20 protein-coding genes and 1 other RNA gene are annotated in these 22,701 nt (G+C 69.8%); 11 read left to right on the top strand and 10 right to left on the bottom strand.

From position 1 onward, the window contains the following. Positions 1-17: 17 nt before the first annotated feature. Genes E1286_RS23850 through E1286_RS23835 form a run of 4 tightly spaced genes read right to left on the bottom strand, consistent with a single transcriptional unit; the run spans position 18 to position 4,717 of the window. The gene (locus E1286_RS23850; protein ID WP_165969879.1) at positions 18-1,622 is read right to left on the bottom strand and encodes an NADH-quinone oxidoreductase subunit NuoF family protein; all 1,605 of its coding nucleotides are present in this window, start codon (positions 1,620-1,622) and stop codon (positions 18-20) included. A 55-nt stretch (positions 1,623-1,677) separates the two neighbouring features. Beyond that, complete coding sequence (locus tag E1286_RS23845) at positions 1,678-2,493, bottom strand: ferric reductase-like transmembrane domain-containing protein (protein ID WP_132615665.1); 816 nt, start codon at positions 2,491-2,493, stop codon at positions 1,678-1,680. A gap of 59 nt (positions 2,494-2,552) precedes the next feature. Next, positions 2,553-4,076 (bottom strand): DUF1996 domain-containing protein, encoded by a 1,524-nt coding sequence (locus tag E1286_RS50400; protein ID WP_246075070.1) that lies wholly within the window; start codon positions 4,074-4,076, stop codon positions 2,553-2,555. Then, a complete protein-coding gene (locus tag E1286_RS23835; protein ID WP_132615664.1) occupies positions 4,073-4,717 on the bottom strand; it encodes a DUF4142 domain-containing protein in 645 nt (214 codons plus the stop codon). The genes E1286_RS50400 and E1286_RS23835 overlap by 4 nt, the downstream gene beginning before the upstream one ends. A gap of 117 nt (positions 4,718-4,834) precedes the next feature. On the opposite strand from E1286_RS23835, the gene E1286_RS23830 reads away from it, so the two are divergent. The 4 genes from E1286_RS23830 (at position 4,835) to E1286_RS23815 (ending at position 11,376) form a co-directional block, all read left to right on the top strand. Continuing rightward, positions 4,835-5,380, top strand: coding sequence for a sigma-70 family RNA polymerase sigma factor (locus E1286_RS23830; RefSeq protein ID WP_132615663.1), 546 nt, complete (start codon positions 4,835-4,837; stop codon positions 5,378-5,380). Continuing rightward, positions 5,380-5,577, top strand: a complete 198-nt coding sequence (locus tag E1286_RS23825) for a zf-HC2 domain-containing protein (RefSeq protein WP_132615662.1) — start codon at positions 5,380-5,382, stop codon at positions 5,575-5,577. The genes E1286_RS23830 and E1286_RS23825 overlap by 1 nt, the downstream gene beginning before the upstream one ends. Positions 5,578-5,662: 85 nt before the next feature. Beyond that, positions 5,663-6,463, top strand: coding sequence for a tryptophan 2,3-dioxygenase (locus tag E1286_RS23820; RefSeq protein WP_132615661.1), 801 nt, complete (start codon positions 5,663-5,665; stop codon positions 6,461-6,463). A gap of 38 nt (positions 6,464-6,501) precedes the next feature. Beyond that, positions 6,502-11,376 (top strand): NAD-glutamate dehydrogenase, encoded by a 4,875-nt coding sequence (locus tag E1286_RS23815; protein ID WP_132615660.1) that lies wholly within the window; start codon positions 6,502-6,504, stop codon positions 11,374-11,376. Positions 11,377-11,419: 43 nt separating this feature from the next. Here E1286_RS23815 and E1286_RS23810 read toward each other — a convergent pair whose 3' ends face one another. Genes E1286_RS23810 through E1286_RS23795 form a run of 4 tightly spaced genes read right to left on the bottom strand, consistent with a single transcriptional unit; the run spans position 11,420 to position 13,819 of the window. Continuing rightward, entirely contained in the window at positions 11,420-12,241 is an 822-nt protein-coding gene (locus tag E1286_RS23810; protein WP_132615659.1) for an ABC transporter permease, read from the bottom strand. Then, positions 12,238-13,107: an ABC transporter ATP-binding protein gene (locus E1286_RS23805; RefSeq protein WP_425464767.1), complete on the bottom strand. Its 870-nt coding sequence runs from the start codon at positions 13,105-13,107 to the stop codon at positions 12,238-12,240. The genes E1286_RS23810 and E1286_RS23805 overlap by 4 nt, the downstream gene beginning before the upstream one ends. A 5-nt stretch (positions 13,108-13,112) precedes the next feature. Continuing rightward, entirely contained in the window at positions 13,113-13,595 is a 483-nt protein-coding gene (locus tag E1286_RS23800) for a Clp protease N-terminal domain-containing protein (RefSeq protein WP_132615658.1), read from the bottom strand. Next, a complete protein-coding gene (locus E1286_RS23795) occupies positions 13,592-13,819 on the bottom strand; it encodes a hypothetical protein (RefSeq protein WP_132615657.1) in 228 nt (75 codons plus the stop codon). The genes E1286_RS23800 and E1286_RS23795 overlap by 4 nt, the downstream gene beginning before the upstream one ends. 84 nt (positions 13,820-13,903) lie before the next feature. Here E1286_RS23795 and E1286_RS23790 point away from each other — a divergent pair, with 84 nt between their 5' ends. After that, complete coding sequence (locus E1286_RS23790) at positions 13,904-14,863, top strand: serine/threonine-protein kinase (protein WP_132615656.1); 960 nt, start codon at positions 13,904-13,906, stop codon at positions 14,861-14,863. Between the two features lie 7 nt (positions 14,864-14,870). Here E1286_RS23790 and E1286_RS23785 read toward each other — a convergent pair whose 3' ends face one another. Continuing rightward, a complete protein-coding gene (locus E1286_RS23785; protein ID WP_132615655.1) occupies positions 14,871-15,887 on the bottom strand; it encodes a DUF8094 domain-containing protein in 1,017 nt (338 codons plus the stop codon). 47 nt (positions 15,888-15,934) lie between these two features. Here E1286_RS23785 and prfB point away from each other — a divergent pair, with 47 nt between their 5' ends. Further along, positions 15,935-17,050 carry a peptide chain release factor 2 gene (gene prfB, locus E1286_RS23780; RefSeq protein ID WP_132615654.1) on the top strand — a complete coding sequence of 372 codons (1,116 nt, stop codon included), beginning with the start codon at positions 15,935-15,937 and terminating at the stop codon, positions 17,048-17,050. Here the strand turns inward: prfB and E1286_RS23775 are convergent. Then, on the bottom strand, positions 17,036-17,227 hold the full coding sequence (locus tag E1286_RS23775; protein WP_111178237.1) for a hypothetical protein: 192 nt from the start codon (positions 17,225-17,227) through the stop codon (positions 17,036-17,038). The genes prfB and E1286_RS23775 overlap by 15 nt on opposite strands. Before the next feature lie 203 nt (positions 17,228-17,430). Here E1286_RS23775 and ftsE point away from each other — a divergent pair, with 203 nt between their 5' ends. The 5 genes from ftsE (at position 17,431) to ssrA (ending at position 22,121) form a co-directional block, all read left to right on the top strand. Next, positions 17,431-18,120: a cell division ATP-binding protein FtsE gene (ftsE, locus tag E1286_RS23770; protein WP_103956370.1), complete on the top strand. Its 690-nt coding sequence runs from the start codon at positions 17,431-17,433 to the stop codon at positions 18,118-18,120. 20 nt (positions 18,121-18,140) lie between these two features. Next, positions 18,141-19,049: a permease-like cell division protein FtsX gene (ftsX, locus tag E1286_RS23765; RefSeq protein WP_132615653.1), complete on the top strand. Its 909-nt coding sequence runs from the start codon at positions 18,141-18,143 to the stop codon at positions 19,047-19,049. A gap of 47 nt (positions 19,050-19,096) precedes the next feature. Further along, positions 19,097-19,564, top strand: coding sequence for an SsrA-binding protein SmpB (smpB, locus tag E1286_RS23760; protein WP_132615652.1), 468 nt, complete (start codon positions 19,097-19,099; stop codon positions 19,562-19,564). A 20-nt stretch (positions 19,565-19,584) separates the two neighbouring features. Beyond that, a complete protein-coding gene (locus tag E1286_RS23755) occupies positions 19,585-21,444 on the top strand; it encodes a penicillin-binding transpeptidase domain-containing protein (protein ID WP_132615651.1) in 1,860 nt (619 codons plus the stop codon). Positions 21,445-21,737: 293 nt separating this feature from the next. After that, positions 21,738-22,121: a transfer-messenger RNA gene (gene ssrA, locus E1286_RS23750) on the top strand. Positions 22,122-22,701: the final 580 nt, after the last annotated feature.

The following is a 22,701-nucleotide window of genomic DNA, read 5'->3' as shown; positions in this document are numbered from 1 at the left end:
CAACTTAATAGGACTTATTACGCCGTGCCTCCGGCACGCGAAATCCGGGGGAGGCCGCCCACCCGCGTGAGCCCTTCTCCTGCCCTTCTGAGGTCCTTGACCAGCCGCAGCGGCGAGCCGACAGGCTTGGGTCCGTCGCCGGTGGTCTGCGCGAGGCGCAGCGCCAGCGCCGGGCACATGTCCACCGCCCGCCGCGCCTCCTTCGCCATCCAGCCGGGGATCGTCCGGAACGAGGGGAACCCGTAGTCGTCCAGCTCGACGAACTCCGGCAGCAGATGCGCGCACAGCCCGTGTCCCTGGCAGCGGGACCAGTCGACCTCCAGCCGGTACTCGGGCTCGGCCTCGCGCTCGGGCATCGGCAGCACCCCGCGTACGGGGCGGCCGCAGGAGCCGTGCTCCAGGTGGAGCGCGATCTCGCTCTCGAACGCGTCCAGCGCCGACAGCACGAACTTGGCCGTGCCGTCCGGATGGAAGCAGGCCCCGCGCCGCTCGACCACGCGCACGGCCCGGCGCACGGCGTCCATCGAGCCCGTGCCCTCGGCCAGGGCGCACATGGCCCTGGCCACGTCGGGCAGGCCGAGCCGGCACGGGCCGCACTGGCCCGCCGACTCACCCGCCAGGTACGACGCCACCCGCGCGGCCTCGCCCAGCGGGCACGTGGACGCGCCGAGCGGCACGACGATCCCGGCCCCGAGCGTGGCCCCCGCCAGCTTCATGCCCTCGCGGGAGACCACCGCGGTCCCGGCCGTCTCGGCCGACAGCCAGGCGCCGTGGTAGCCGCCGACCAGCACTCCGTCGCCGGGCTCGGCCTCGCACAGCGCGAGCACGTCGGCCAGCAGGGTGCCCGTGGGCGTCTCGATGACCGCGCCCTGGGCCGCGCCGCCGCTCACCGTGAGCAGGATCGTGCCCGGCTCCTTGCTGGTGCCGACCTCGGCGTACTTCTCCGGGCCGTACTCGGCGAGCAGGGCGAACTGCGCGTACGTCTCCGTGTTGGACAGCAGGGTCGGCAGGCCGTCCACGCCGCTGAGCGCGGCGCGCTTCTTCCTGCCCGGCGGGATGCCCTCCTCCCCGTTGACCGCGCGCACGAGCGCGCCGCCCTCCCCGGAGATGAACCGCTCCTTGATGCCGACCACCCGGATCGGCACCCGGCTCTCGGCCCCGCCGGAGACGTTGGCGGCCCGGCGCTCGGCCACGGCGGCGGCGACGGAGGCCTCGGCGACCTCGCCTCCGGCCGTGGCCACGACCACCTCGCGGGCGCCCAGCGCCTCGGCCGCCAGCACCGCGCCGTCCAGCACCAGGTGCGGGCTGCGGGTGAGCAGCATGGCGTCCTTGGAGCTGGCCGGCTCGCCCTCGGCGCCGTTGACCAGCACGACACAGTCGCCGCCCGAGCCGGCCGCGTCGGCGACCGCCCGGAGCTTGCGCGCGAACGGGAAGGCGGCGCCGCCCCGCCCGCGCATGTCCACCTCGTTGGCGTACGAGATGAGCTCGCCCAGCTCGCGCGGCTCGACGACGCCGTGGAGGGTGCGGTGGGCGGGCAGGTCGAGCCGGCGGCAGTGGTCGAGGCCGGCGGTCAGCCGGGCCGGACCCATGCGTAAGACCCGTGGCACTCGTGCCGGGATCATGGATTCTCCTTGAGCGTGCGGATCTCGGGGGAACGGGTGAGGTGTGGCGGGGGAGTCACCCGGCCTCCCGGAACCTGCGCCGGGCCTCCGCGAGGCTCACGGGCGCGCTCGCCGTCGCCGCCGCGACGGGTGTCTTCGCGGGCCGCTCGGACGGCACGCCCACGGCGGCGGCCGAGCTCACCGCGGGTCCTTCGACCTTCTCGGGTACGACCGGCGGCCGGCGCAGCGTGGCCAGCACGCGCACGACCAGCGCGGAGCCGACCGCCGCCATGCAGGCCACGTACGACCAGGCCACCCAGCCCGCCGGCGGCCGCCCGGCGGTCAGACCGTGCATGATCCCGACGGGCCAGGCCACGTACGCGGCGGAATGCATGATCCGCCACATCCACGGCCGGCTCCGTACCGCGAACCGTCCTCTGAGCACTCCGGTCACCACGGCCACGACCATCAGGTCGAAGGCCAGCGCGCCGAGACCGACGTAGACCCCGGCGACGGGCACGATCGCCGCGCCCGGTGGCACGTGCCCGAAGCTGATCATGACGGCGATGTGCGTGAGCAGGTACGCCAGCGCGATGAACGCGGTGGCCCGGTGGGCCAGCTGCGCCCTGATCCGGTTGGCTGGAGAGAGGAAGACGCGCTCGGTGGTGAGCAGGCCGAGCGCGACGGTCGCGGTCAGCAGCATCAGGGCGAACACGCCCGCGTAGTACTCGAGGAAACCCACCCCTTGGCCGAGCAGCGCCATGCCACGTTCCGTCCTGGTCAGTGCGAACACCGACAGCAGGACGGCCGTGATCGAGGCGCTCGCCCCCAGCCGGACATTCCTGGTGTCCAGCTTGGTGGGGGCGTGCATGGGGCGTCGTCTGTGGAGCATCTATTTCCCTCCAAGTTCGGGTGAGGGTGCGACTCGGAAGGCTGGGCGCGGATCTCAGGTCAGCAACGGCGGCCCCGGTTGATGCACGAGACGACGGACTGCATGAGCCGTTCGGGCATCACGTTGGCGAAGTCCCCGTGGTCGGTCACAGGGTTGTGCTTCTGCTCGGGGAAGGCGTCCAGGGCGTACGACCGGCCCTGCGGCACGGAGTACGTGAGGGTCATGCGCAGTCGCGGGATCGCCCTGGTCCCCTGGGGGCAGGCACCGCCCTGGTCGGGGAAGACCACGTGCGTGCGGTGGTTGGCGCTGTCGGTGTTCTGACCGTCCCAGCAGCTGGGGAAGTCCAGAATACGAACCACCTGACTGCCGCGCGGGCAAAGCGGATATTTATCGGGAGATATACGGTTTTGGAATCCCGAACAGGTCCAGGCCGCGCGCGCCTCGGCGCCGCCGTTCGTCGCCGCCTTGGCGTCTCCCGTGATCAGCCTGAGGAACCTCGGCATGGCGACGACCTCGGAGGCCGGGTTGCCGCGGAACTCCAGCCGCACGCTGCGGGGCCGCAGGATCTGGCCGACGTTGCCGTCCGGGTCGCCGGCGTTCGCGTCCGACGTGCGGTCCCGCAGGACCGGCCAGAAGTACGTGGACTTGTCGCCCTGCCGGCACGTCGTGTCCGCCGCCTCCAGGCTCTCGTCGGTGGAGAACGCGTCCGTGGAGAGGTTGCCCACGTAGTCGTGCAGGTGGTGCGCCCCGTTGCTCACGCCGGGGGCGACGATGAAGTTGTCTGAGTTGTGGTGACCGTTCTGGTTGGTGCCGCACTGGGCGACGAACGTGCCGCGTGAGCCGTTCCTGCCGATCCGGGCGTCGAGGCGGCTGGGCGCGACCTGGCGGATGTCCACGAAGTCGTCGGCGAACGGGCCGATGGCGCATTCGTCGCCGGCGCCACCGGTCGCGGTGGGTGAGGGCTGCGGGGTGCCGTCGGGGTCCTGGGTCGGGGACGGGCTCGGCGCGGGGGTCGGGTTCCCGCCGCCGCGCCGGCGCCCGTCGGCCTCGGGGGCGTCCCCGGGGGCCTCGACCTCGGGGTTCTGGCCGTCGGGGTTCTGACCGTCCGGGTTCTGACCGTCCGGCACCTGGCCGTCGGGGGACTGGCCGTCCGGGTTCTGACCGTCGGGCGCCTGGGTCGCGGGCGCCTGGCCGTCGGGGGACTCGGTCTGCGGCCCGTCGGGGGACCGGCGCGGATCGACCGCCACCCCGCCGCCCTGGGGCGCCTGCCCATCGAAGTCCCGATCGACATCTCTGTCGGCGTCCCGGTCGAAGCCGCGGCCGGAATCGCGCCCGTCGGGCTGCCGGCCCTGATCCTGGTCCGGCTGATCCTGGTCCGGCTGGTTCTGGTCGGGCTGGTTCTGGTCGGGCTGGTTCTGGTCCGGCTGCTGTCCCTGAGGTGGCTGAGGTGACTGGGTGGCCTCGGCCGAATCGCAGATGTCGGCCCGAGCCGGGCCTACGCCGATGACGGCCGCGGACACCAGCCCGCCTGCCGCCATGGCCAGCGCGGACACGGCCGCGGCCATGCGTCTGGATCTCCTCATGTGTGTCTCCTCTTTTCGACCGCCATCGCGACGGGTGGAGCGGGTGAGGGGGTCGGGGGTTCGGGCAGCTGGGTGTGGTCGACGAGTCCGGTGGACTCCAGGTAGGCCATGTGGCGCATCACGTAGTTGATGCCTTCCGCGGAGAACTTTCTGATCTCCGCGTTCCGGGTCCCGGACCGTACGGCGGCGACGGTGGTGAAGACCTTGCCGTGCGCGGCGCGCAGCAGATTCGCGAAGTCCCTGTCGAAGGCGGGACCGCGCTGCGCGGCCAGCTGGGCCATCCAGCGCTGCTGGTCGGGGTTGGGTTCGTCGGGCAGGGCCACGCCGAGCTTCTTGGCGACCTGGCGGGTCAGCAGGTCGAGCTCCATGTGCTCTTTCATGATCAGTGCGCCGACCTCCTTCACGCGCTGGGACTCGGCGCGGGTCTTGGCGTACTCGCCGACGGGCATCTCCCAGAGGCCCGCCTGGCGCACCTTGATGAGCAGATCGCGGTCGGCGGCCGTGAGCGGCCCCGACGGTGTCTGCGTCCACTGAGCGGCCGCGGGATCGATCGCCGGTGGCATGACCAGCACGATCGTCACGGCGGCGGCGGCCACGAAGCCGCCGAGCATGAAGAACTCGCCGCGCAAAAGCCTGTGCATGATCGGAGGTACGCGGCGTTCCCGGGCCGGGTTCACCTATGGCCGGAGATAGTTAGAAATGACTGGAGTTATCGGAGTGGCTACCACCGAGATAACGAAGGTGTAAAGATGTGCCCCGTGCTAGGTCACCTCGACGGCAGGTTCGAGAGTGCGGATGCCGAGGCCGAGCACCGCATCGCGGTGCTCTACCAGGAGTTCGGCGGCCCTCTGCTGCGCCACGTACGCAAATCAACAGGTAACGACCTTCAGTGGGCTGAAGACGTCGTGCAGGAGACGATTGTCAGGGCCTGGCGTAACTCGGCAAGACTGCAATGGGAACCAAGCCTCATATGGGCGTGGCTGCTGACCGTGGCCCGCCGCATCGTGATTGATGGACGTCGGCGCAGGAGTGCTCGGCCGCAGGAGGTCGAGCCCCCCGAAGTCGACATGATGTCGGTACCCGATGGTTCGGAACGCGCTCTGTCGGCGATGGTCGTCGCGGACGCTCTCCGTTCCCTGTCCGAAGAACACCGCGAAGTGATTGAGCAGACCTACCTCCGAGACCGTACGATAAGCGAGGCGGCGGAGATTCTGGGGATCCCGCCGGGCACGGTGAAGTCCCGGCTCTACTACGGCATCCGGGCTCTCCGTGAGCTGCTGCGGGACAAGGGGGTAGCCGGCTGATGCATGACGAGGTGGCCGCCTACGTCCTCGGCGTCCTCGACGAGGACGACCACGAGGCCTTCGAGCGCCACCTCGACACGTGCGAGCGATGCCAGGCCGAGCTGGTCGCGCTCGCCGAGCTGCCCGATCAGCTCGACGAGCTGAGGCACGCCTCCTCCACTTCCGACGACGATCCCCCGATGTCAATGTCACATTGACGTCTTTGTCCTTTTCGGGTGGTATCGGAACGTCAAGGTGTTGCGCCCGGTTCCGCGCGACCGGGCGGTCAGGGGGAGGTGTTCGGTGGGCGTCACCGGTGATGCGCCCCGCCCTCCTCGGAGTTTCGGCGAGGAAGGCGGCCGGCTGTCCTACGGCGGATATCTCCGGCTGCCTGAGCTCCTCGCCCAGCAGCGCCCGCAGTCCGAGGCGCCCGACGAGCTGCTCTTCATCACCGTCCACCAGATCTACGAGCTCTGGTTCAAGCTGCTGCTGCACGAGCTGGAGTCGGCCCGCGACGCTATGTTCGCCGGCGAGCTGTGGCGGGCCAGGCACCTGTTCCGGCGCGTGCACGCGGCCGAGCGGGTGCTGGTCGAGCAGGTCGAGGTCCTGGAGACGATGACGCCTCAGGACTTCCTCGCCTTCCGCAGCAAGCTGTCGCCCGCCAGCGGCTTCCAGTCGGTGCAGTTCCGCGAGCTGGAGTTCCTGTCGGGTCTCAAGGACGAGCGCTACCTCGGCAGCTTCCGGCACGCCGGCGCGGACGAGCTCGCCCGGCTGCGCCGCAGGCTCGACGAGCCGACGTTGTGGGACGCCTATCTCGCCGCGCTCTCCCAGCGTGGCCTGCCGGTCTCCGACGAGGAGATCATGGGCTCGCTGCTGTCCGTGGCGAGAGACCGCAGCTCGTACGACGACCTGTGGCAACTGGCCGAAGACCTGCTGACGCACGACGAGACCGCCGCGCTGTGGCGGATGCGTCACGTCCAGATGGTCGAACGCCAGATCGGCACCAAATCGGGCACCGGCGGCTCGACGGGTGCCCCATACCTGCGCGACAGGACACGCCTGCACTACTTCCCACTGCTGTGGGAACTAAGGGCCTGGCTATGAACCACTATGGCAACCCCTCACAAAGGAGTGAGAGCGAAATGCCGCTTGACGAGGCCAAGGATGACCTGCTTCAGCGAACAGCCGAGAGTTGTGCGGTGGGCAGTGATCATGTGAGCACCGAGGAGGCACTGTCCTTCCTGCGACGCTATTACCGGCATATCGCACCTGAGGACCTGCTCGACCGCGACCCCGTCGACGTGTACGGCCCCGCGATGTCCCAGAGGCAGCTCGCCGAGGTCCGCCCGCAGGGCAGAGCCGTGGTCCGGGCCTTCACCCCGACCCTCGACCAGAACGGCTGGGACCCCGGCCACTCGGTCGTGGAGGTGGTGACCGACGACATGCCGTTCCTCGTCGACTCGGTCACCATGGAGCTCGAGCGGCACGGCCTCGGCACCCACCTGGTGGCCCACCCGCAGATGAAGGTGCGCCGCGACATGACCGGCCGGATGCTCGGCCGCGACCAGGAGGACGTCACCGGGCAGGTGCTCGTCGAGTCGTGGATCCACGTCGAGGTCGACCGCCAGTCCGACCCGGCCGTGCTCAAGGGGCTGGAAGCCGACCTGCTGCGCGTGCTCAGCGACGTGCGCTACGCGGTCGAGGACTTCATGAAGATGCGGGCCCTGGCCGTCCAGACCGCCGAGGACCTGGGCATGAATCCGCCGCCGCTGGAGCCCGCGGAGGTCGAGGACAGCATCGACCTGCTGCGCTGGCTCGCCGACGGGCACTTCACCTTCCTCGGCTACCGCGAGTACCGGCTCGACCACACTGACCAGGGCGAGACGCTGCGCGCGCTGCCCGGGGCGGCGCTCGGCATCCTGCGCGACGACAAGATCGGCTCGGAGAGCTTCGCGTCGCTGCCCGCCGACGTGCGGGCCAAGGCGCGCGAGAAGCACCTGATGATCATCACCAAGGCCAGCTCGCGGGCCACCGTCCACCGCCCCGCCTACCTCGACTACATCGGGGTCAAGCTGTTCTCGCCCGAGGGCGAGGTGATCGGGGAGCGTCGCTTCCTCGGCCTGTTCACGCACGTCGCCTACAACGAGTCGATCTCCCGCATCCCTGTGCTCCGGCGTAAGCTCGCCGGGGTGCTGCAGGCGGCCGGGCTGGAGCCCGACAGCCACGACGGCAAGGACCTCATCGAGATCCTCGAGACGTTCCCGCGCGACGAGCTCTTCCAGACCTCGGTCGACCAGTTGCTGCCGATCGCGATGGGCGTGCTGCGGCTGCGCGAGCGCAAGCAGGTCAAGCTGTTCCTGCGCCGCGACGACTACGGCCGCTACATCTCCTGCCTGATCTACCTGCCGCGCGACCGCTACACCACGAAGGTGCGGCTGCGGATGCAGGAGGTCCTGATGAGGGCGCTGGGCGGCAAGACGCTCGACTACAGCGCCATGATCGGCGAGTCGGTGCTGGCCCGGCTGCACGTCGTCGTGCGCGGCGAGCGCGGCAGGCCCCTCCCGCCCCCCGGCGTGGACGTCGAGGAGCTGGAGGCGCGCCTGGCCGCGATCACCCGCTCCTGGGAGGACGACCTGGCCACCGCCCTCACCGAGCTGACCTCCGAGGAGGAGGCCCCCGCCCTCATCAAGCGGTACGCCGCCGCGTTCCCCGAGGGCTACAAGGCCGACTTCCCGCCCAAGGTGGCCGTGATCGACCTGCAGCGGCTGGAGCAGCTCGTCTCCGAGGGCGACGAGGACGCGGTCAAGCTCAACCTCTACGAGCCGTACGACGCGGTGGAGGGGGAGCGGCGGCTGAAGATCTACAAGGTCGGCTCGCCCATCTCGCTGTCCGCGGCGCTCCCGCTGATCCAGCGGCTCGGCGTCGAGGTCGTGGACGAGCGGCCGTACGAGATCGACCGCGACAACGACCCGCGCACCAAGAACGCCTGGATCTACGACTTCGGCCTGCGCTACACCCCCTCGGCCGAGGTGGACCGCGACGCCTTCAAGCAGCTCTTCCAGGACGGGCTCACCTCCCTGTGGACCGGGCGCGTCCAGGCCGACGACTTCAACGCGCTCATCCTGGCCGCCGGGCTGACCTGGGAGCAGGTCGAGATCCTGCGCGTCTACGCCAAATACCTGCGCCAGGCCGGCAGCACGTTCTCGCAGCCGTACATGGAGCGGGTGCTGCTCGGCAACGTACGGCTGGCGCGGCTGCTCGTGCGGCTGTTCGAGGCCAGACTCGATCCGCGGCGCGGTGACGAGGCCCGGCCCGACCTGGTGGAGGCGGTCACCGAGGAGATCCTCGGGGCGCTGGACGAGGTGGCCTCGCTCGACGAGGACCGCATCCTGCGGGCGTACCTGGAGATGATCCAGGCGACGTTGCGCACCAACTACTTCCAGACCGTCGGCGGCAGGCGCAAGCCGTACATCTCGCTGAAGTTCGACCCGCAGGCCATCAGCGTGCTGCCGCTGCCGCGGCCGCAGTACGAGATCTTCGTGTACTCGCCGCGGGTCGAGGGCGTGCACCTGCGCTTCGGGAAGGTGGCGCGGGGCGGGTTGCGCTGGTCGGACCGGATGGAGGACTTCCGTACGGAGATCCTCGGCCTGGTCAAGGCCCAGATGGTGAAAAATACCGTTATTGTCCCCACTGGGTCCAAGGGTGGATTTGTCGTCAAGCAGCCGCCCGCCTCCGGCACCCGTGAGGACGTCCTCGCCGAGGGCGTGGCCTGCTACCGGACGTTCATCTCCGGCCTGCTCGACGTCACCGACAACCTCGTGGACGGCAAGGTCGTGCCGCCGCCCGACGTCGTCCGGCACGACGGCGACGACACCTACCTCGTGGTCGCCGCCGACAAGGGCACCGCGACCTTCTCCGACATCGCCAACGGCGTGGCCAAGGAGTACGGCTTCTGGCTGGGCGACGCCTTCGCCTCCGGCGGCTCCATCGGCTACGACCACAAGGCCATGGGCATCACCGCCCGCGGCGCCTGGGAGTCGGTCAAGTACCACTTCCGCACGATGGGCGTCGACGTGCAGGCCACCGACTTCACGGTGGCCGGTGTCGGCGACATGTCGGGAGACGTGTTCGGCAACGGCATGCTGCTCTCTCGGCACATCCGGCTGGTGGCCGCCTTCGACCACCGCCACATCTTCGTCGACCCCGACCCCGACGCGGCCCGCTCGTACGCCGAACGCGAGCGGCTGTTCCGGCTGCCGCGCAGCTCGTGGGAGGACTACGACCCGGCGCTGATCTCGGCCGGCGGCGGCGTGTTCCCGCGTACGGCCAAGTCCGTCCAGATCAACCCGCAGATGCGCGAGGCGCTCGGCATCCCGGCCGGCGTCACCTCGATGGCCCCGAACGACCTGATCAGCGCCATCCTGCGGGCCCCCGTCGACCTGCTGTGGAACGGCGGCATCGGCACGTACGTCAAGGCGAGCGCCGAGTCCCACGCCGATGTCGGAGACAAGGCCAACGACGTGCTGCGGATCAACGCCGCCGATCTGCGCTGCAAGGTCGTCGGCGAGGGCGGCAACCTCGGCTTCACCCAGCTCGCCCGCATCGAGTTCGCGGCGAACGGCGGCCTGGTCAACACCGACTTCATCGACAACTCGGCCGGCGTGGACACCTCCGACCACGAGGTGAACATCAAGATCCTGCTCGACCAGGTCGTCCGCGACGGCGAGCTGACCGACAAGCAGCGCAACCAGCTCTTCACCTCGATGACCGACGAGGTCGCCGACCTGGTGCTGCGCGACAACTACGCCCAGAACGTGGTGCTCGCCGCCGCCCGCGCGCAGGCCGTCGAGATGCTCCACATCCACGCCCGCTACCTGCGCAAGCTCGAACGCGACGGGCTGGTCAACCGGGAGCTGGAGTTCCTGCCGTCGGACAAGACGCTGGCCGAGCGCCGCCAGGCCAAGCTGGGCCTGACGGCGCCCGAGTTCTCCGTGCTGCTGGCCTACACCAAGCTGGCGGCCGACGCCGAGGTGCTGGCCTCCGACCTGCCTGACGACCCGTACCTCGCCTCGTGGCTGGTGTCGTACTTCCCGTCGGCGCTGCGCGAGCGGTTCCGGGCGTACATGGACAACCATCCGCTGCGCCGCGAGATCATCACCACCTGCGTGGTCAACGAGGTGGTCAACATGGCGGGCACCACCTTCCTGTTCCGCTTCGCCGAGGAGACCGGGGCCTCGGTGCCCGACATCGTGCGGGCGTACCTGGTCGCTCGGGAGGTCTTCGACCTGCCGAGCTTCTACCGGTCCGTCGAGGAGCTGGACAACCAGGTCGACACGGCCACCCAGCTCGCCATGCTGCTGGAGGGCCGCAAGCTGGCCGAGCGCGGCACCCGCTGGCTGCTGGTCAACCGCCGGCCGCCGCTCGACCTGGCCGGCTCGGTGGGCTTCTTCATGAAGGGCGTCGACGGGCTGCTCGCCCACACGCCCAAGCTGCTCACCGGGCCCGACCTGGTCGCGTACGAGGAGCGCCGCGACTCCTTCGCGGCTCGTGGCGTGCCGCCGGAGCTGGCCGATCGGGTGGCCGGCATGGTGCCCGCGTACTCGACGCTGGACCTGGTGGAGATCGCGTCGGTGACGGGCCGGCCGGTGAACGAGGTGGCGGAGGTCTACTTCGACCTGGCCGACCGGCTGCAGCTGGCCCGGCTGCGCGAACGGGTCATCGCGCTGCCGCGCGACAACCGGTGGAACTCGATCGCCCGCTCGGCGCTGCGCGACGACCTGTACGCCGCGCACGCCTCGCTGACCCGGGACGTGCTGGTCCACAGCAAGCCCGGGCTGCCGCCGGAGGAGCGGCTGGCGCGGTGGACGGAGGCCAACTCGGCGGCCGTCGCCCGGGCCCGGCAGACGCTGTCGGAGATCTGGGAGAGCGACCACTTCGACCTGGCCACCCTGTCGGTCGCCCTGCGCGCGATCCGCACGCTGGTCTCCGCCAGCAACCTCCCCCACACGGAGGCGTAGCCGACGCCGTGGCGGCCGCCGGTCCAGGCGGCTGCCACGGGCGTCAGCCGATGCGCCGCAGGGCGCGTTCGCGGCGCGCGGCGACGCTGGAGCCGGACTCGCGCCGCGCCATCCGGCGCAGCACGATCGGCGCCACCAGCAGGCCGAGCACGGCCCAGGCGCCCAGCACGGCGGCCGTCTCCAGGTGCCGCCAGGACTCGCCGACCTCGACGGCCACCGCCGCGTCCGGCAGCAGGGCCGAGCGCATGCCGAGCCCCATCCAGTAGATCGGGAAGACCTGGCCGATCGCCTGCAGCCATTCGGGCAGCGCGGTGAGCGGATAGAACACGCCGGAGATCCCGATCACGGCGATGAAGGGCAGCTGGACCAGCCCCTGCGCGCGTGCGGTCCGGAACAACGAGCCCAGTACCGCGCCGGCGGGCAGGGTCGCGACCAGGCCGAGCGCCAGCACCCAGGCCAGCGTGGGCCACGAGCCGATCCGCAGCCCTTCGACGAGGAACATCGCGGGCACCAGGAAGATCACCAGATCGGCGAGGACACCGCCGGACACCGAGACCACCTTGCCGACGAGGTACGCGGGCATCCCGTGCGGGGTCGCCTTGGCCCGCAGCAGGGTGCCGTCCTCCCGGTCGGCGGTGAGCTGCTGGCTCATGCTGATCATGCCGGTCGCCGCGTTCATCCCGAGGATGCCGGGCAGCGCCAGCGCGGCGAGCGGGAGCCCGCCGAACGAGACGTCCCTGACGAAGAAGAGCACCGCCACCATCAGGCCCGGCCAGAGGAGATGCGAGAACAGCTCGGCGCCGTTGGTGAACGACTGCCGCAGCTCGACCAGGCCGCGGGTCCAGCCCGCGCGCAGCGCCGTCATGACGCCGCCTCCGCCTGGCGCACCAGCGACAGGTACGTCCGTTCCAGCGAGCCCCTTCGGATTTCGAGCTCGCGGACGTCCTCGCCGTGCCGGGCGAACAGGTCACGGGCGAACGCGGTCGAGTCCGCGGTCGTATGGACGAAACGCCGGCCGTTCATGAGCCAGCGCACCTCGTCCTCGCCGGCGATCCGCCGCGCCAGCTCGGCGGCCGTGCCGTGGGCGACGATCCGGCCGCCGTTCAGCACGAGGATGCGGTCGGCCAGCTTCTCGGCCTCGTCCAGGTCGTGGGTGGTGAGCAGGACGGTGGTGTCGCCGTCGTCGGCCAGGCCGCGTACCAGGTCGTGGAAGGCGTGCCTGGCCTGCGGGTCGAACGCCGCGGTCGGCTCGTCGAGGAAGAGCACCTCGGGTCGGCCCACCAGGCCGATCGCCACATCGAGGCGGCGTCGCTGCCCGCCCGAGAGCGTCTTGATCTTCTTGTCCGCGTGCTCGGTCAGGCCCACCGCCGCGATCAGCCGGTCGGCGTCCCACGGCCGCCGGATCTTCGGGGTGGCGTACGCCGTGTAGTAGGTACCCAAGTGGGCGAGTAACTCCCGTACGTGCCATTTGCCGTGGTCGCGCCAGGACTGCAGGACCACCCCGATCCTGGCCCGCCAGCGCTCGTCGCCGCGCGCGGGATCGGCGCCGAGCACCTCCACCCGGCCGCCCGAGCGGGCGCGGAAGCCCTCCAGGATCTCGACCGTGGTGGTCTTGCCCGCGCCGTTCGGGCCCAGCAGCGCGAGGACCTCGCCCTGGCGGACCTGGAACGTGACGTCGTGCAGGACGTCGGCGGTGCCGTACCGCATGCGCAGCCCGTCGACGTGAATCACGCCGGTCACCACGCCTCTCCGGGGAGCGTGTCCCGTACGCGGACCATCAGCTCGGCCCGGTCGACGCCGGCCAGCGCGAGGGCGCGGGGCACCGTGCCGATCTCGGTGTCGAGCACGCCGAGCAGCAGATGGGCGGGGCGCAGGTCGCGTTTGCCCTTCGCGGCGGCGAAGCCGCGTTCGAGCGCCAGCCGCGCCGAGGAGCCGAGCTTCGGGTTCGCCTTCGGGTCGGGGGTGACCGGCGGGAGGTCGAAGGCGGCGAGGGACACCCCGGCCACGCTCAGGCTCCGCTCGAACTCCCGGTCCAGCGCGTCCCTGACGGCCTGCCGCCCCAGCCCCGCCGAGGTCAGCACGCGCTGTGCGGCGGTGCCCTCGTGGGCGGCGATCCCCAACAGCAGGTGGTGGGCCTCGGTCGCGGCGGATCCCTCCTGCCGCGCCTCGGCCGCTCCTTCCAGGATGATCGCCTGGATGTAGTGGTCGATTCTGCTCACTGTCGTCTCCTCAACGTCACACCTGCCGCGATGAGCCGCCTGGCGTGCTTCTTGTGGACCGCCTGGCGGGTGACGCCGAGCGCCTCGGCGACCTCCGGCCAGCTCCAGCCCGAACGCATGGCCTGCTCCACGGCGGCGTCCTCGAGCCGATCGGCCAGCCGTCGCAGCGCCACGACGGCCGCCAGCGCGTCGGCGGGATCCTGGGGAACTTCTTCTGCCGGCATGTAAGCAACCGTAGTTGACTAAATCTCAGATAGTCAACCGAAGTTGCTTAGCCGTCCGGAGGTCCCTGATGGAAGAATGCGTTCATGGACTTGGGCGGCCGTTACCGTTTGGAGAGACGACTCGGTAAGGGCGCGATGGGCGAGGTCTGGCGTGCGCTGGACCTGCGGCTGGACCGCCCGGTGGCGGTCAAGCTGATGGCCCCTGACTCCGGCAACGAGGCCAGGCGCTTCCTGCGCGAGGGCAAGCTGGCCGCGCGGATCAACCATCCCGGGGTCACCACCGTCTTCGACGTCGACCGGCACGGAAGACGCCTGTTCATCGTCATGGAGCTGCTGAACGGCAGGGATCTCGGAGCCGTGATCCGCGACCACGCGGACGGCCTGGAGCTCTCCGACGTCTTCGACATCGGCCGCCAGCTGGCCGCGGCGTTAGGCGCCGCCCACGCCCTCGGCATCGTCCACCGCGACCTGAAACCACGGAACATCGTGCTCCTCGACGGCGGCACGGTGAAGATCTGCGACTTCGGCATCGCCCGCGCCGTCGACGCCACCCGCATCACCAGGACCGGCCTGACGGTCGGCACGCCCGCGTACATGGCGCCCGAGCAGTTCGGCGGCTCCGGCGTGGACCGGCGGGCGGATCTCTACTCCCTGGGCTGCGTGCTGCACGAGCTCTGCACGGGCCGGGTGCCCTTCCCCGCGTCGAACATCGCCCACGCGATGTACGGGCACCTGAACACACCGCCGCCCTCCCCGGCGACGGGGAACAGGGAGCTGGACGCGCTCGTGCTCTCCCTGCTCGCCAAAGACCCGGCCCGTCGCCCTCAGCACGCCGACGAGGTCGCCCGGTGGCTCCGGAGGATCGCCCGGAGGCACCGCCCTGACCGCGCCGCCACGCGGTCCGCGCTGGACCTCTATCACGCCACCTTCACGTCGCTGATGGACGCCGCGATCGAGCGCCAGGACCACGAAGCGGCGGCCCGGCTGCGGGAGCAGGAGAAGGTCTACCTGCGCATGAGACAGGCGTTCGAACGCGAGGGCTGAGCGCGCGTCAGTCGCCGGTGGCGCGGGTGAGGGCGCCGTCGTGGGCGATCACCTCGGCGGGCGCGGGAGCGCTGAGCGGCGGGACGGTGGTGGCGTACTGGTGGATCTCCGTCAGCCTGAGGGTGCGCGGCACCGAGGGCGAGGAGATCGCCCAGGCCGCCTCCTCCGGCACGGGGATGATGTACGACTTGTTCGTCACGTTCTTCGTGGACGTGGTGCGCGACAGGGAGTACTGGATCAGCGCGCCGCCGTCTTCGGTGCGCAGCCCGTAGACCGGGTAGTTGTCGGCGCTGAAGATGGAGTCGTAGCTGAACCCGTCGGCCTTGGCGGTCTCACGGTAGGTGGCGATCTGCTCGGCCACGTCGGTCGTGTAGGGGCCGGGCGCGAGCAGACCGGCGGTCGAACCGGCCGTGCCGGTCTCGGCCACGCTGGCGTGCACGGGGCCCATGAACTGCGGGCTGATCGTGACGCTCTTGTCGTCGGAGGGCACCGCGCCGGCGTAGCCGTCGGCGTCGAGCCGGATCTCGGGCAGCTCCTCGCCCGGCAGCAGCTGGGCGGCCGAGCTGAGCCGCCAGCGGTCGGACCTGGCGAACGTCAGCAGCGTCGGCTGCCCGTTGCGGGTCGCCAGCGCGCTGAACCACGGCGAACGCTCGCCCGGGTCGAACCTCGGCACGTACAGCGTCGGAGCGCCCCACTTGTAGCGCGGCGGCGCGTAGTCGGTGGACAGGTAGGCACCCACTGTGAGCTGCGTCTGCCCGCCCGCGGTGATGTCGGTCGCCAGCGCCAGCCGCCCCTGCAGGTCGCTCGCCACCCGCAACGCGTCGTCGGTGACGGTGATCTCGGTGAACACCTCAGCCGCCTCGTCCCGCGTGACGGCCGGCTCGGCGGGCGAGGGCGACGGGGTCGCCGGGGCGGTCGTGGCCGGCCTCGTGGGAGTCGATCGGGCATCACTGGTGCAGGCGGTCGCCGCGGCGAGCAAGCCGGCGGCGATCGCCAGCATTTCCCGCCGACCGTATGCGCGCACCTCGCCATGTTATTCGGGCGCGCGGCGGTCGCGTACCCTTGGGAGACGTGGCAGGCATCGATCCGGCAGAAGAGATCAACGAGCTAGCGGGTACGCTCCGCAGCATCCAGGACGTCCTCGACCTCGAGGCGATGCGCAAGCAGGTCGCGGAGCTGGAGCAGCAGGTTGCCGCGCCGGATCTCTGGGACGACCCCGACCAGGCCCAGAAGGTGACGAGCAAACTCTCCCATCTCCAGGGCGAGCTCAACCGCGTCGAGGGCGTCGCACGCCGCCTCGACGACCTGAGGGTGCTCTACGAGCTCGCGGCCGAGGAGGGCGACGACGACACGCGCGTCGAGGCCGACAGGGAGCTCGAGACGCTCAAGGCCGACATCGGCGCCTTGGAGGTCCGCACCCTCCTGTCGGGCGAGTACGACGCCCGCGAGGCGCTCATCACCATCAACTCCCAGGCCGGCGGCGTCGACGCGGCCGACTGGGCCGAGATGCTGCTGCGGATGTACCTGCGGTGGGCCGAGCGCAAGGGCTACCCGACCGAGGTCTACGACACCTCCTACGCGGAGGAGGCCGGCATCAAGTCGGCCACGTTCACCATCAAGGCCCCCTACGCGTACGGCACGCTCAGGGGCGAGCACGGCACCCACCGGCTGGTCCGCATCAGCCCGTTCGACAACCAGGGGCGGCGGCAGACGTCGTTCGCCGGCGTCGACGTCGTGCCGGTGGTCGAGCAGACCGACCACATCGACATCAACGAAGACGAGATCCGCGTCGACGTCTACCGCTCCAGCGGCCCCGGCGGCCAGGGCGTCAACACCACCGACTCGGCGGTGCGCATCACCCACATGCCGACCGGCATCGTCGTCTCCTGCCAGAACGAACGCTCGCAGCTGCAGAACCGCGCCACCGCGATGAACGTCCTGCAGGCCAAGCTGCTGGAGCGCAAGCGGCAGGAGGAGGCGGAGAAGATGTCGGAGCTGCGCGGCGCCACCACCACGTCGTGGGGCACGCAGATCCGCAACTACGTGCTGCACCCGTACCAGATCGTGAAGGACCTGCGCACGGCCACCGAGGCGGGTAACCCGTCAGCGGTGCTCGACGGCGACCTCGACGAGTTCATCGAGTCGGAGATCCGCTGGATGCGGCGGCAGGAGTCAGAGACCGCTTAGGTGGTTGATCGCGAGGGTCAGCAGGAAGAGCGCGATCAGGAGAAGGGCGATGAGGGCGGGTGACAGCCCGGCGAAGCCGTGCTGGTGCATCCGCTCCCTGCTGGCGCGGCACATGGGGCAGCGGCCTTCGATCACGGGGTGGGCGCACTGGGCGCATACGAGGTGTTCACAGCTCATGACAGCCCCAAGTCTAGCCGCACAATCGTTTTGTTTCCGTTATGGACGTTCCATGCCAGTCTTCCCCCTAGACTGTCGTCTGGCCAATCGGAACGTCGATCATCAGTAAAGAAGACGTAACCCGTTTGGTCGGCGGCGGGAAGTGGGCATGTGCCACCCTCGCTTCCGTCCTGACCCCTAGACTGGCATGCCGTGATGCTCTCGTGATCCATTTCGATAATGTCACCAAGGTCTACACGAACCAGAACCGGCCCGCCCTCGACCACGTCTCCGTCGACGTCGACAAGGGCGAATTCGTGTTCCTCGTCGGTCCCTCGGGATCAGGCAAGTCGACGTTCCTGCGTCTGATCCTCAAAGAGGAGCGGCCCAACTCCGGCGCGATCCACGTCGCCGGCAAGGACCTGGCCCGCCTCTCCAACTTCAAGGTGCCCCATCTGCGCCGCCGCATCGGCTGCGTGTTCCAGGACTTCCGGCTGCTGCCGAACAAGAACGTCTACGAGAACGTGGCGTTCGCGCTGGAGGTCATCGGCAAGCCGCGGCGGTTCATCCGTAAGGTGGTGCCCGAGGTCATCGAGCTGGTCGGGCTGGAGGGCAAGGCCCACCGCATGCCCGACGAGCTGTCCGGCGGCGAGCAGCAGCGTGTCGCCATGGCTCGCGCGTTCGTCAACCGGCCGATGATCCTGCTGGCCGACGAGCCGACGGGCAACATCGACCCCGCGACGAGCATCGGCATCATGAAGGTGCTCGACCGCATCAACAGGACTGGCACCACGGTCGTCATGGCCACGCATGACGCGGCCATCGTCGACTCCATGCGCAAGCGCGTCGTGGAGCTGGAGGACGGCAAGATCGTCCGTGACCAGTCGCGTGGCGTCTACGGCCAGGCGTACTGACAGGGAGCTGCAGACACAACATGCGGGCGAATTTCATCTTCTCCGAGGTCTGGATCGGCCTCCGCCGCAACCTGACCATGACCATCGCGGTGATCATCACCGTGGCTGTCGGCATGGCGATGCTGGGCGTCGGCTTGATGATCAAAGCCCAGGTCGGTGCGATGAAGGGGTACTGGGACGACAAGGTCGAGATCTCGGTATTCCTCTGCAACAAGGGATCGGCCATGCCGGCGTGCAACGGCAAGGCCGTCACGACCGCGCAGATCAAGACGCTCGAGGGCCACATCAAGGGCATCCAGGGCGTCAAGGAGGTCTTCTACGAGGACCAGGCGAGCGCGTACAAGAACTTCCAGGAGTCGTACGCGGCCAACAAGGCCCTCGTCGAGGCCACCAAGGTCGAGGACATGCCGCAGTCGTTCCGGGTCAAGCTCGTCGACCCGGACAACTACCAGCCCATCATCCAGGCGATCGAGGGCCAGCCCGGCGTGTCGCAGGTGATGGACCAGAAACAGCTCATCGGCAAGTTCTTCGACCTGCTCGACAAGCTCTCGTTCTACGCCCTGGCGGTCGCCATCATCCTGGTGCTCGCGGCGGCCCTGCTGATCGGCAACACGGTACGGCTGTCGGCGTTCAACAGACGCCGCGAGACCGGCATCATGCGGCTGGTCGGCGCCTCCAACCTCTACATCCAGCTGCCGTTCGTCATGGAGGGCACGATCGCGGGCCTGATCGGCGGTGTCTTCGCGGCGGTCATCCTCATCGTGACGAAGGTCTTCCTGTTCGAGGAGATCGCCGGCTACTTCGGAGACGTCACCGCCCAGCTGACCTGGAACGACGTCGCCCAGGCCATCACCGTCACGATGATCATCGGTGTACTCATCTGTGTGCTGGCCTCGTTCGTGACGCTCCGCCGCTACCTCCGGGTGTAACCGTGCTCATGAACCGCTTCGGGGTCCGCCGCCGGTAAAGTCGAAGCATGCCACGTGAGACCGGGCGGAAGATCGTCGCCCAGAACAAACGTGCTCGGCACGACTACCACCTCGAAGACACCATCGAGGCGGGTCTCGTGCTGCAGGGCACCGAGGTGAAGTCGCTCCGCGAGGGCCGCGCCTCGCTCGTCGACGGCTACGCCATGATCGACGGCAACGAAGCGTGGCTGCACAACGTCCACATCCCCGAATACGCGCAGGGCACGTGGACCAACCACGCGGCCCGGCGCAAGCGCAAGCTGCTGCTGCACCGCAAGGAGATCGAGAAGCTCGCCGCCAAGACCAAGGAGGGCGGGCTCACGATCGTGCCGCTGGCGCTCTACTTCAAGGACGGCCGCGCCAAGATCGAGATCGCGATCGCGCGCGGCAAGAAGGACTGGGACAAGCGGCAGGCCCTGGCCGAGCAGCAGGCCAAGCGGGAAATGGCCCGGGCCCTGCGGCACCACAACCGATGAGAGCGGCGGCACCGCGACCGATGACACGTGCCCGCCGCACCCTCGCCGCGACCGTCACCCTGGCGGTCGCGGCCACGACCCTGACCGCCTGCTTCGAGGAGTCCTCGCCGCACGAGGCGGTGCGCGACTTCCTCGTCGGCTGGCAGTCCGAAGACTACGACCTGGCCGCCGGCCGCACCGACGGCGACGCGGCCGAGGTCCGCAAGGAGCTGGCCGACGCCAAGCAGGAGCTTGACGCGGCCTCGTTCCGCTTCCGGATCACCGGCATCAGCGTCGAGGGCGAGGAGTCCAAGGCCGACTTCCACGCCGAGGTCGACCTGGGCGAGAACAACCCTCTGTGGCAGTACGAAGGGATGCTCCCGCTGCACCTCGTGGACGGCACGTGGAAGGTGCGCTGGTCGCCGTCCGTGCTGCATCCGCAGCTCAAGGAGGGGCAGCGGTTCGCGGTCGACACCGAGCCCGTGCCGCGCCAGCCGGTGCTCGACAGGGCCGGCGACCCGCTGCAGAGCGACACCGTCCTCTACGTCGCCGGCGTCCACCCGGCCGCGCTGGGCGACCGGGCGGAGGAGGTGGTCGCGCAGCTGTCCGAGATCACCGGGTACGCCCAAGACCGGCTGCTGAGCCGTGTCCGCTCCTCGCCGCCCGACAAGTTCGTGCAGCTGGTGACGTTCGGGCGCACGCGTTATCTGTCGATGAGGTCGAAGCTCGAGGCCATCGACGGCATCGAGGTCGAGCCGCAGGAGCAGCCCGTCAACCCCGACGCTCCCCGGCAGATCGTGGGCAGCGTCAGCGCGCTCACGCCCGAGACCGAGCAGAAGCTCGGCGGCCCGCAGCGGGCCGGCGACTCGGTGGGCCGCAACGGCCTGCAGCAGGCGTACCAGGACTATCTGACGGGCTCCACGCAGACCAAGGTGATCACGCTCGACCTCAAGACCGGCAGGCAGGTCGCCCTGCTGGAGGAGTGGCAACCAGGCCGCCAGAACGTCTCGGTGAAGACCACCATCGACCGGGCCGCCCAGACGTCGGCCGAGGAGGCCGTGGCCGACACCGAGACGAGCGCGCTGGTGGCTGTGCAGGCCGACACCGGTCAGATCCTCGCCGTCGGCGCCAAGGGCCTGCACCAGGAGCGCGACGCGCTGGCCGGCAGGTTCCCGGCCGGCACGGCGTTCTCCATCGTGGCGGCCGACGCGCTGCTGCGGCGCGGGGTGAGCCCCAAGCAGCGGCTGGCCTGCCCGCAGGAGCGCACGGTCGGCGGGGCCAAGTTCGTCCAGGTCGGCCAGGCCACCGGCACCTCGACGTCGGCCACGTTCCAGCAACACTTCGCCAAGGGCTGCGTGACCGCGCTGGCCTCGCTGGCCCGCCGCGTCACGGCCGAAGACCTGGCGACCAGCGCCCGGGCGTACGGCGTGGAGCAGCCATGGCGGCTGCCGCTGAGATCGTTCAGCGGCACGCTGCCGTCGCTGGCCGGCGACGCCGACAAGGCCAAGGCCATCGCGGGCCAGAACGTCGAGGTGAGCCCGCTCGGCATGGCGCTGGTCGCCGCGGCGGTCGCCTCCGGCACCTGGCGGCCGCCGGTGCTGGTGACCGAGCCCAAGGTGCCCGACCCGGCCGGTGAGCCGGTGCCGGCCACCCAGCCGTCCTCCGTGCCCGTCGACCCCAAGGTCCGTACGGCGCTGACCGCCATGATGCGGGCCGGCGCGGCCGGCACCCCCGCCCAGGCGGGCAAGGGCAAGGTCTACGGCGTCACGGCGGCGGCGGGCGGCCAGCAGAGCTGGTTCGTCGGCTGGCAGGGCGACGTGGCCGTCGCGGTGCTGGCGAAGAACTACAACGCGGCGGCCGTGGCCGGGAGCTTCTTCGCGGGCCTCGGCAGCACGCCGTGAAAATGTCGTGACGGGGAGCAACCATCCGGGCATCCGGCTGCGTCTTACTGAGTGACTGGGCCCGCTCGGGGGGTTGCGGTCCCAGTCGCCGTGATGAGATCAGGGCTTCATCTCGGGGGAAGCCCTGCCGTCCGGACCGGCTCGACCCTGCCGGTCGGCCCCCGGGAGCGTGTGCGCGATGCGCCGTGCTCCCGGGGGTTTCGCCGTGAGGGAATCAAGTTGGCGTTCGGGGTGTTATCCCATGTACATTCTTGTTGCTCGCTCCTCGCGGGGAGCGTGTTGACAATTCCACAGGGGGTGACTGGCTTCGACTTCGACTTTGCAAGCCAGGTGAAGCGGGCCGAGGACTGCGGACATAACCTCGTTAATCCTGTGACCGCAAACAATAAGTGCCAATTCCAAGAGCACTGTGGCGGCCAGGGACTCCCTGGCCCTCGCTGCCTAAGCAGCGAAACCACTGTCAGCCCGGGAGTGCCTTCGGCCCGGTGTCTGGCATCGCTAGAAGGCTCAACCGATCAACCCGGCCACGGGGGAGATCGGGAAATCAAACAGTGGCTGGGCCCGTCGGCGACTCGCCTGCGTGATCGCCGGGGCCGAGAAAAGCACAGCAGGCTGCGCCCGGAGAAGCCCTGACTTGGGGTTGAAGGACGCGGGTTCGATTCCCGCCACCTCCACCGACATCGAGACCGCCCCTTACCTGCGTGAATCACGCAGGTAAGGGGCGGTTTCGCGTTTTCCGGCGACTGAGGCGGGGGCGTTGCCGGCTTTCGCATGGCCTGGAGCTCCGACAACTGGGGCCGGCTCGGTGGCGGGGCCAACGAGCGGCGGCTCACTCCCGTCCCGGTGACCGGGCTGACGCGCGTGCGGGCCGGCTCAACCGGCGGCGTGACCGGGAGCCCGACCCCTGTCTCGGTGGAGACCGGTCTGTTTCGGCCCTCGTCTCGTCCGTGCGGGGCTTCGAGCATGAGCGCTCACCCGGGTCGGGGTGCGGTCCCGTCGTGATCGTCAGAGCGGCCGGAGGGGCGGTCGAACGGTCTTCGTCGTGGGGTGGGCGCCTCTCCGGACGGCGTCTTCGGGGACGTGTGGTGCTGACTGCCTGCAATGAGTGCTTTACGTGTGGTTAGGTGTTCTTTGACAATTCTTGGGCCGGAGTGAGGGTGAAGGGTGTCAAGGGACGTCTGGCGTCATTCTGTGTTCGCGCCCCTGGTGGGCGTGCTGGCTTCGTTTGTGCTGTACGCGGTCGGAGTGGTGGAGGGG

The organism is Nonomuraea terrae (assembly GCF_004348995.1).
GTDB lineage: Bacteria > Actinomycetota > Actinomycetes > Streptosporangiales > Streptosporangiaceae > Nonomuraea > Nonomuraea terrae.
Note: the sequence above shows the minus strand (reverse complement) of the source record. Positions and strands in the feature narration are given on the sequence as shown.

Excerpts from the sequence above, each read along its gene's own strand:
- E1286_RS50400 (WP_246075070.1), bottom strand. The coding sequence starts at position 4,076 with ATGAGGAGATCCAGACGCATGGCCGCGGCCGTGTCCGCGCTGGCCATG.
- ftsX (WP_132615653.1), top strand. The coding sequence starts at position 18,141 with ATGCGGGCGAATTTCATCTTCTCCGAGGTCTGGATCGGCCTCCGCCGC.
- E1286_RS23850 (WP_165969879.1), bottom strand. The coding sequence starts at position 1,622 with ATGATCCCGGCACGAGTGCCACGGGTCTTACGCATGGGTCCGGCCCGG.
- E1286_RS23815 (WP_132615660.1), top strand. The coding sequence starts at position 6,502 with ATGCCGCTTGACGAGGCCAAGGATGACCTGCTTCAGCGAACAGCCGAG.
- E1286_RS23775 (WP_111178237.1), bottom strand. The coding sequence starts at position 17,227 with ATGAGCTGTGAACACCTCGTATGCGCCCAGTGCGCCCACCCCGTGATC.
- E1286_RS23845 (WP_132615665.1), bottom strand. The coding sequence starts at position 2,493 with ATGCTCCACAGACGACGCCCCATGCACGCCCCCACCAAGCTGGACACC.
- smpB (WP_132615652.1), top strand. The coding sequence starts at position 19,097 with ATGCCACGTGAGACCGGGCGGAAGATCGTCGCCCAGAACAAACGTGCT.
- E1286_RS23755 (WP_132615651.1), top strand. The coding sequence starts at position 19,585 with ATGACACGTGCCCGCCGCACCCTCGCCGCGACCGTCACCCTGGCGGTC.
- E1286_RS23835 (WP_132615664.1), bottom strand. The coding sequence starts at position 4,717 with ATGCACAGGCTTTTGCGCGGCGAGTTCTTCATGCTCGGCGGCTTCGTG.
- E1286_RS23795 (WP_132615657.1), bottom strand. The coding sequence starts at position 13,819 with ATGCCGGCAGAAGAAGTTCCCCAGGATCCCGCCGACGCGCTGGCGGCC.
- E1286_RS23825 (WP_132615662.1), top strand. The coding sequence starts at position 5,380 with ATGCATGACGAGGTGGCCGCCTACGTCCTCGGCGTCCTCGACGAGGAC.
- E1286_RS23810 (WP_132615659.1), bottom strand. The coding sequence starts at position 12,241 with ATGACGGCGCTGCGCGCGGGCTGGACCCGCGGCCTGGTCGAGCTGCGG.
- E1286_RS23790 (WP_132615656.1), top strand. The coding sequence starts at position 13,904 with ATGGACTTGGGCGGCCGTTACCGTTTGGAGAGACGACTCGGTAAGGGC.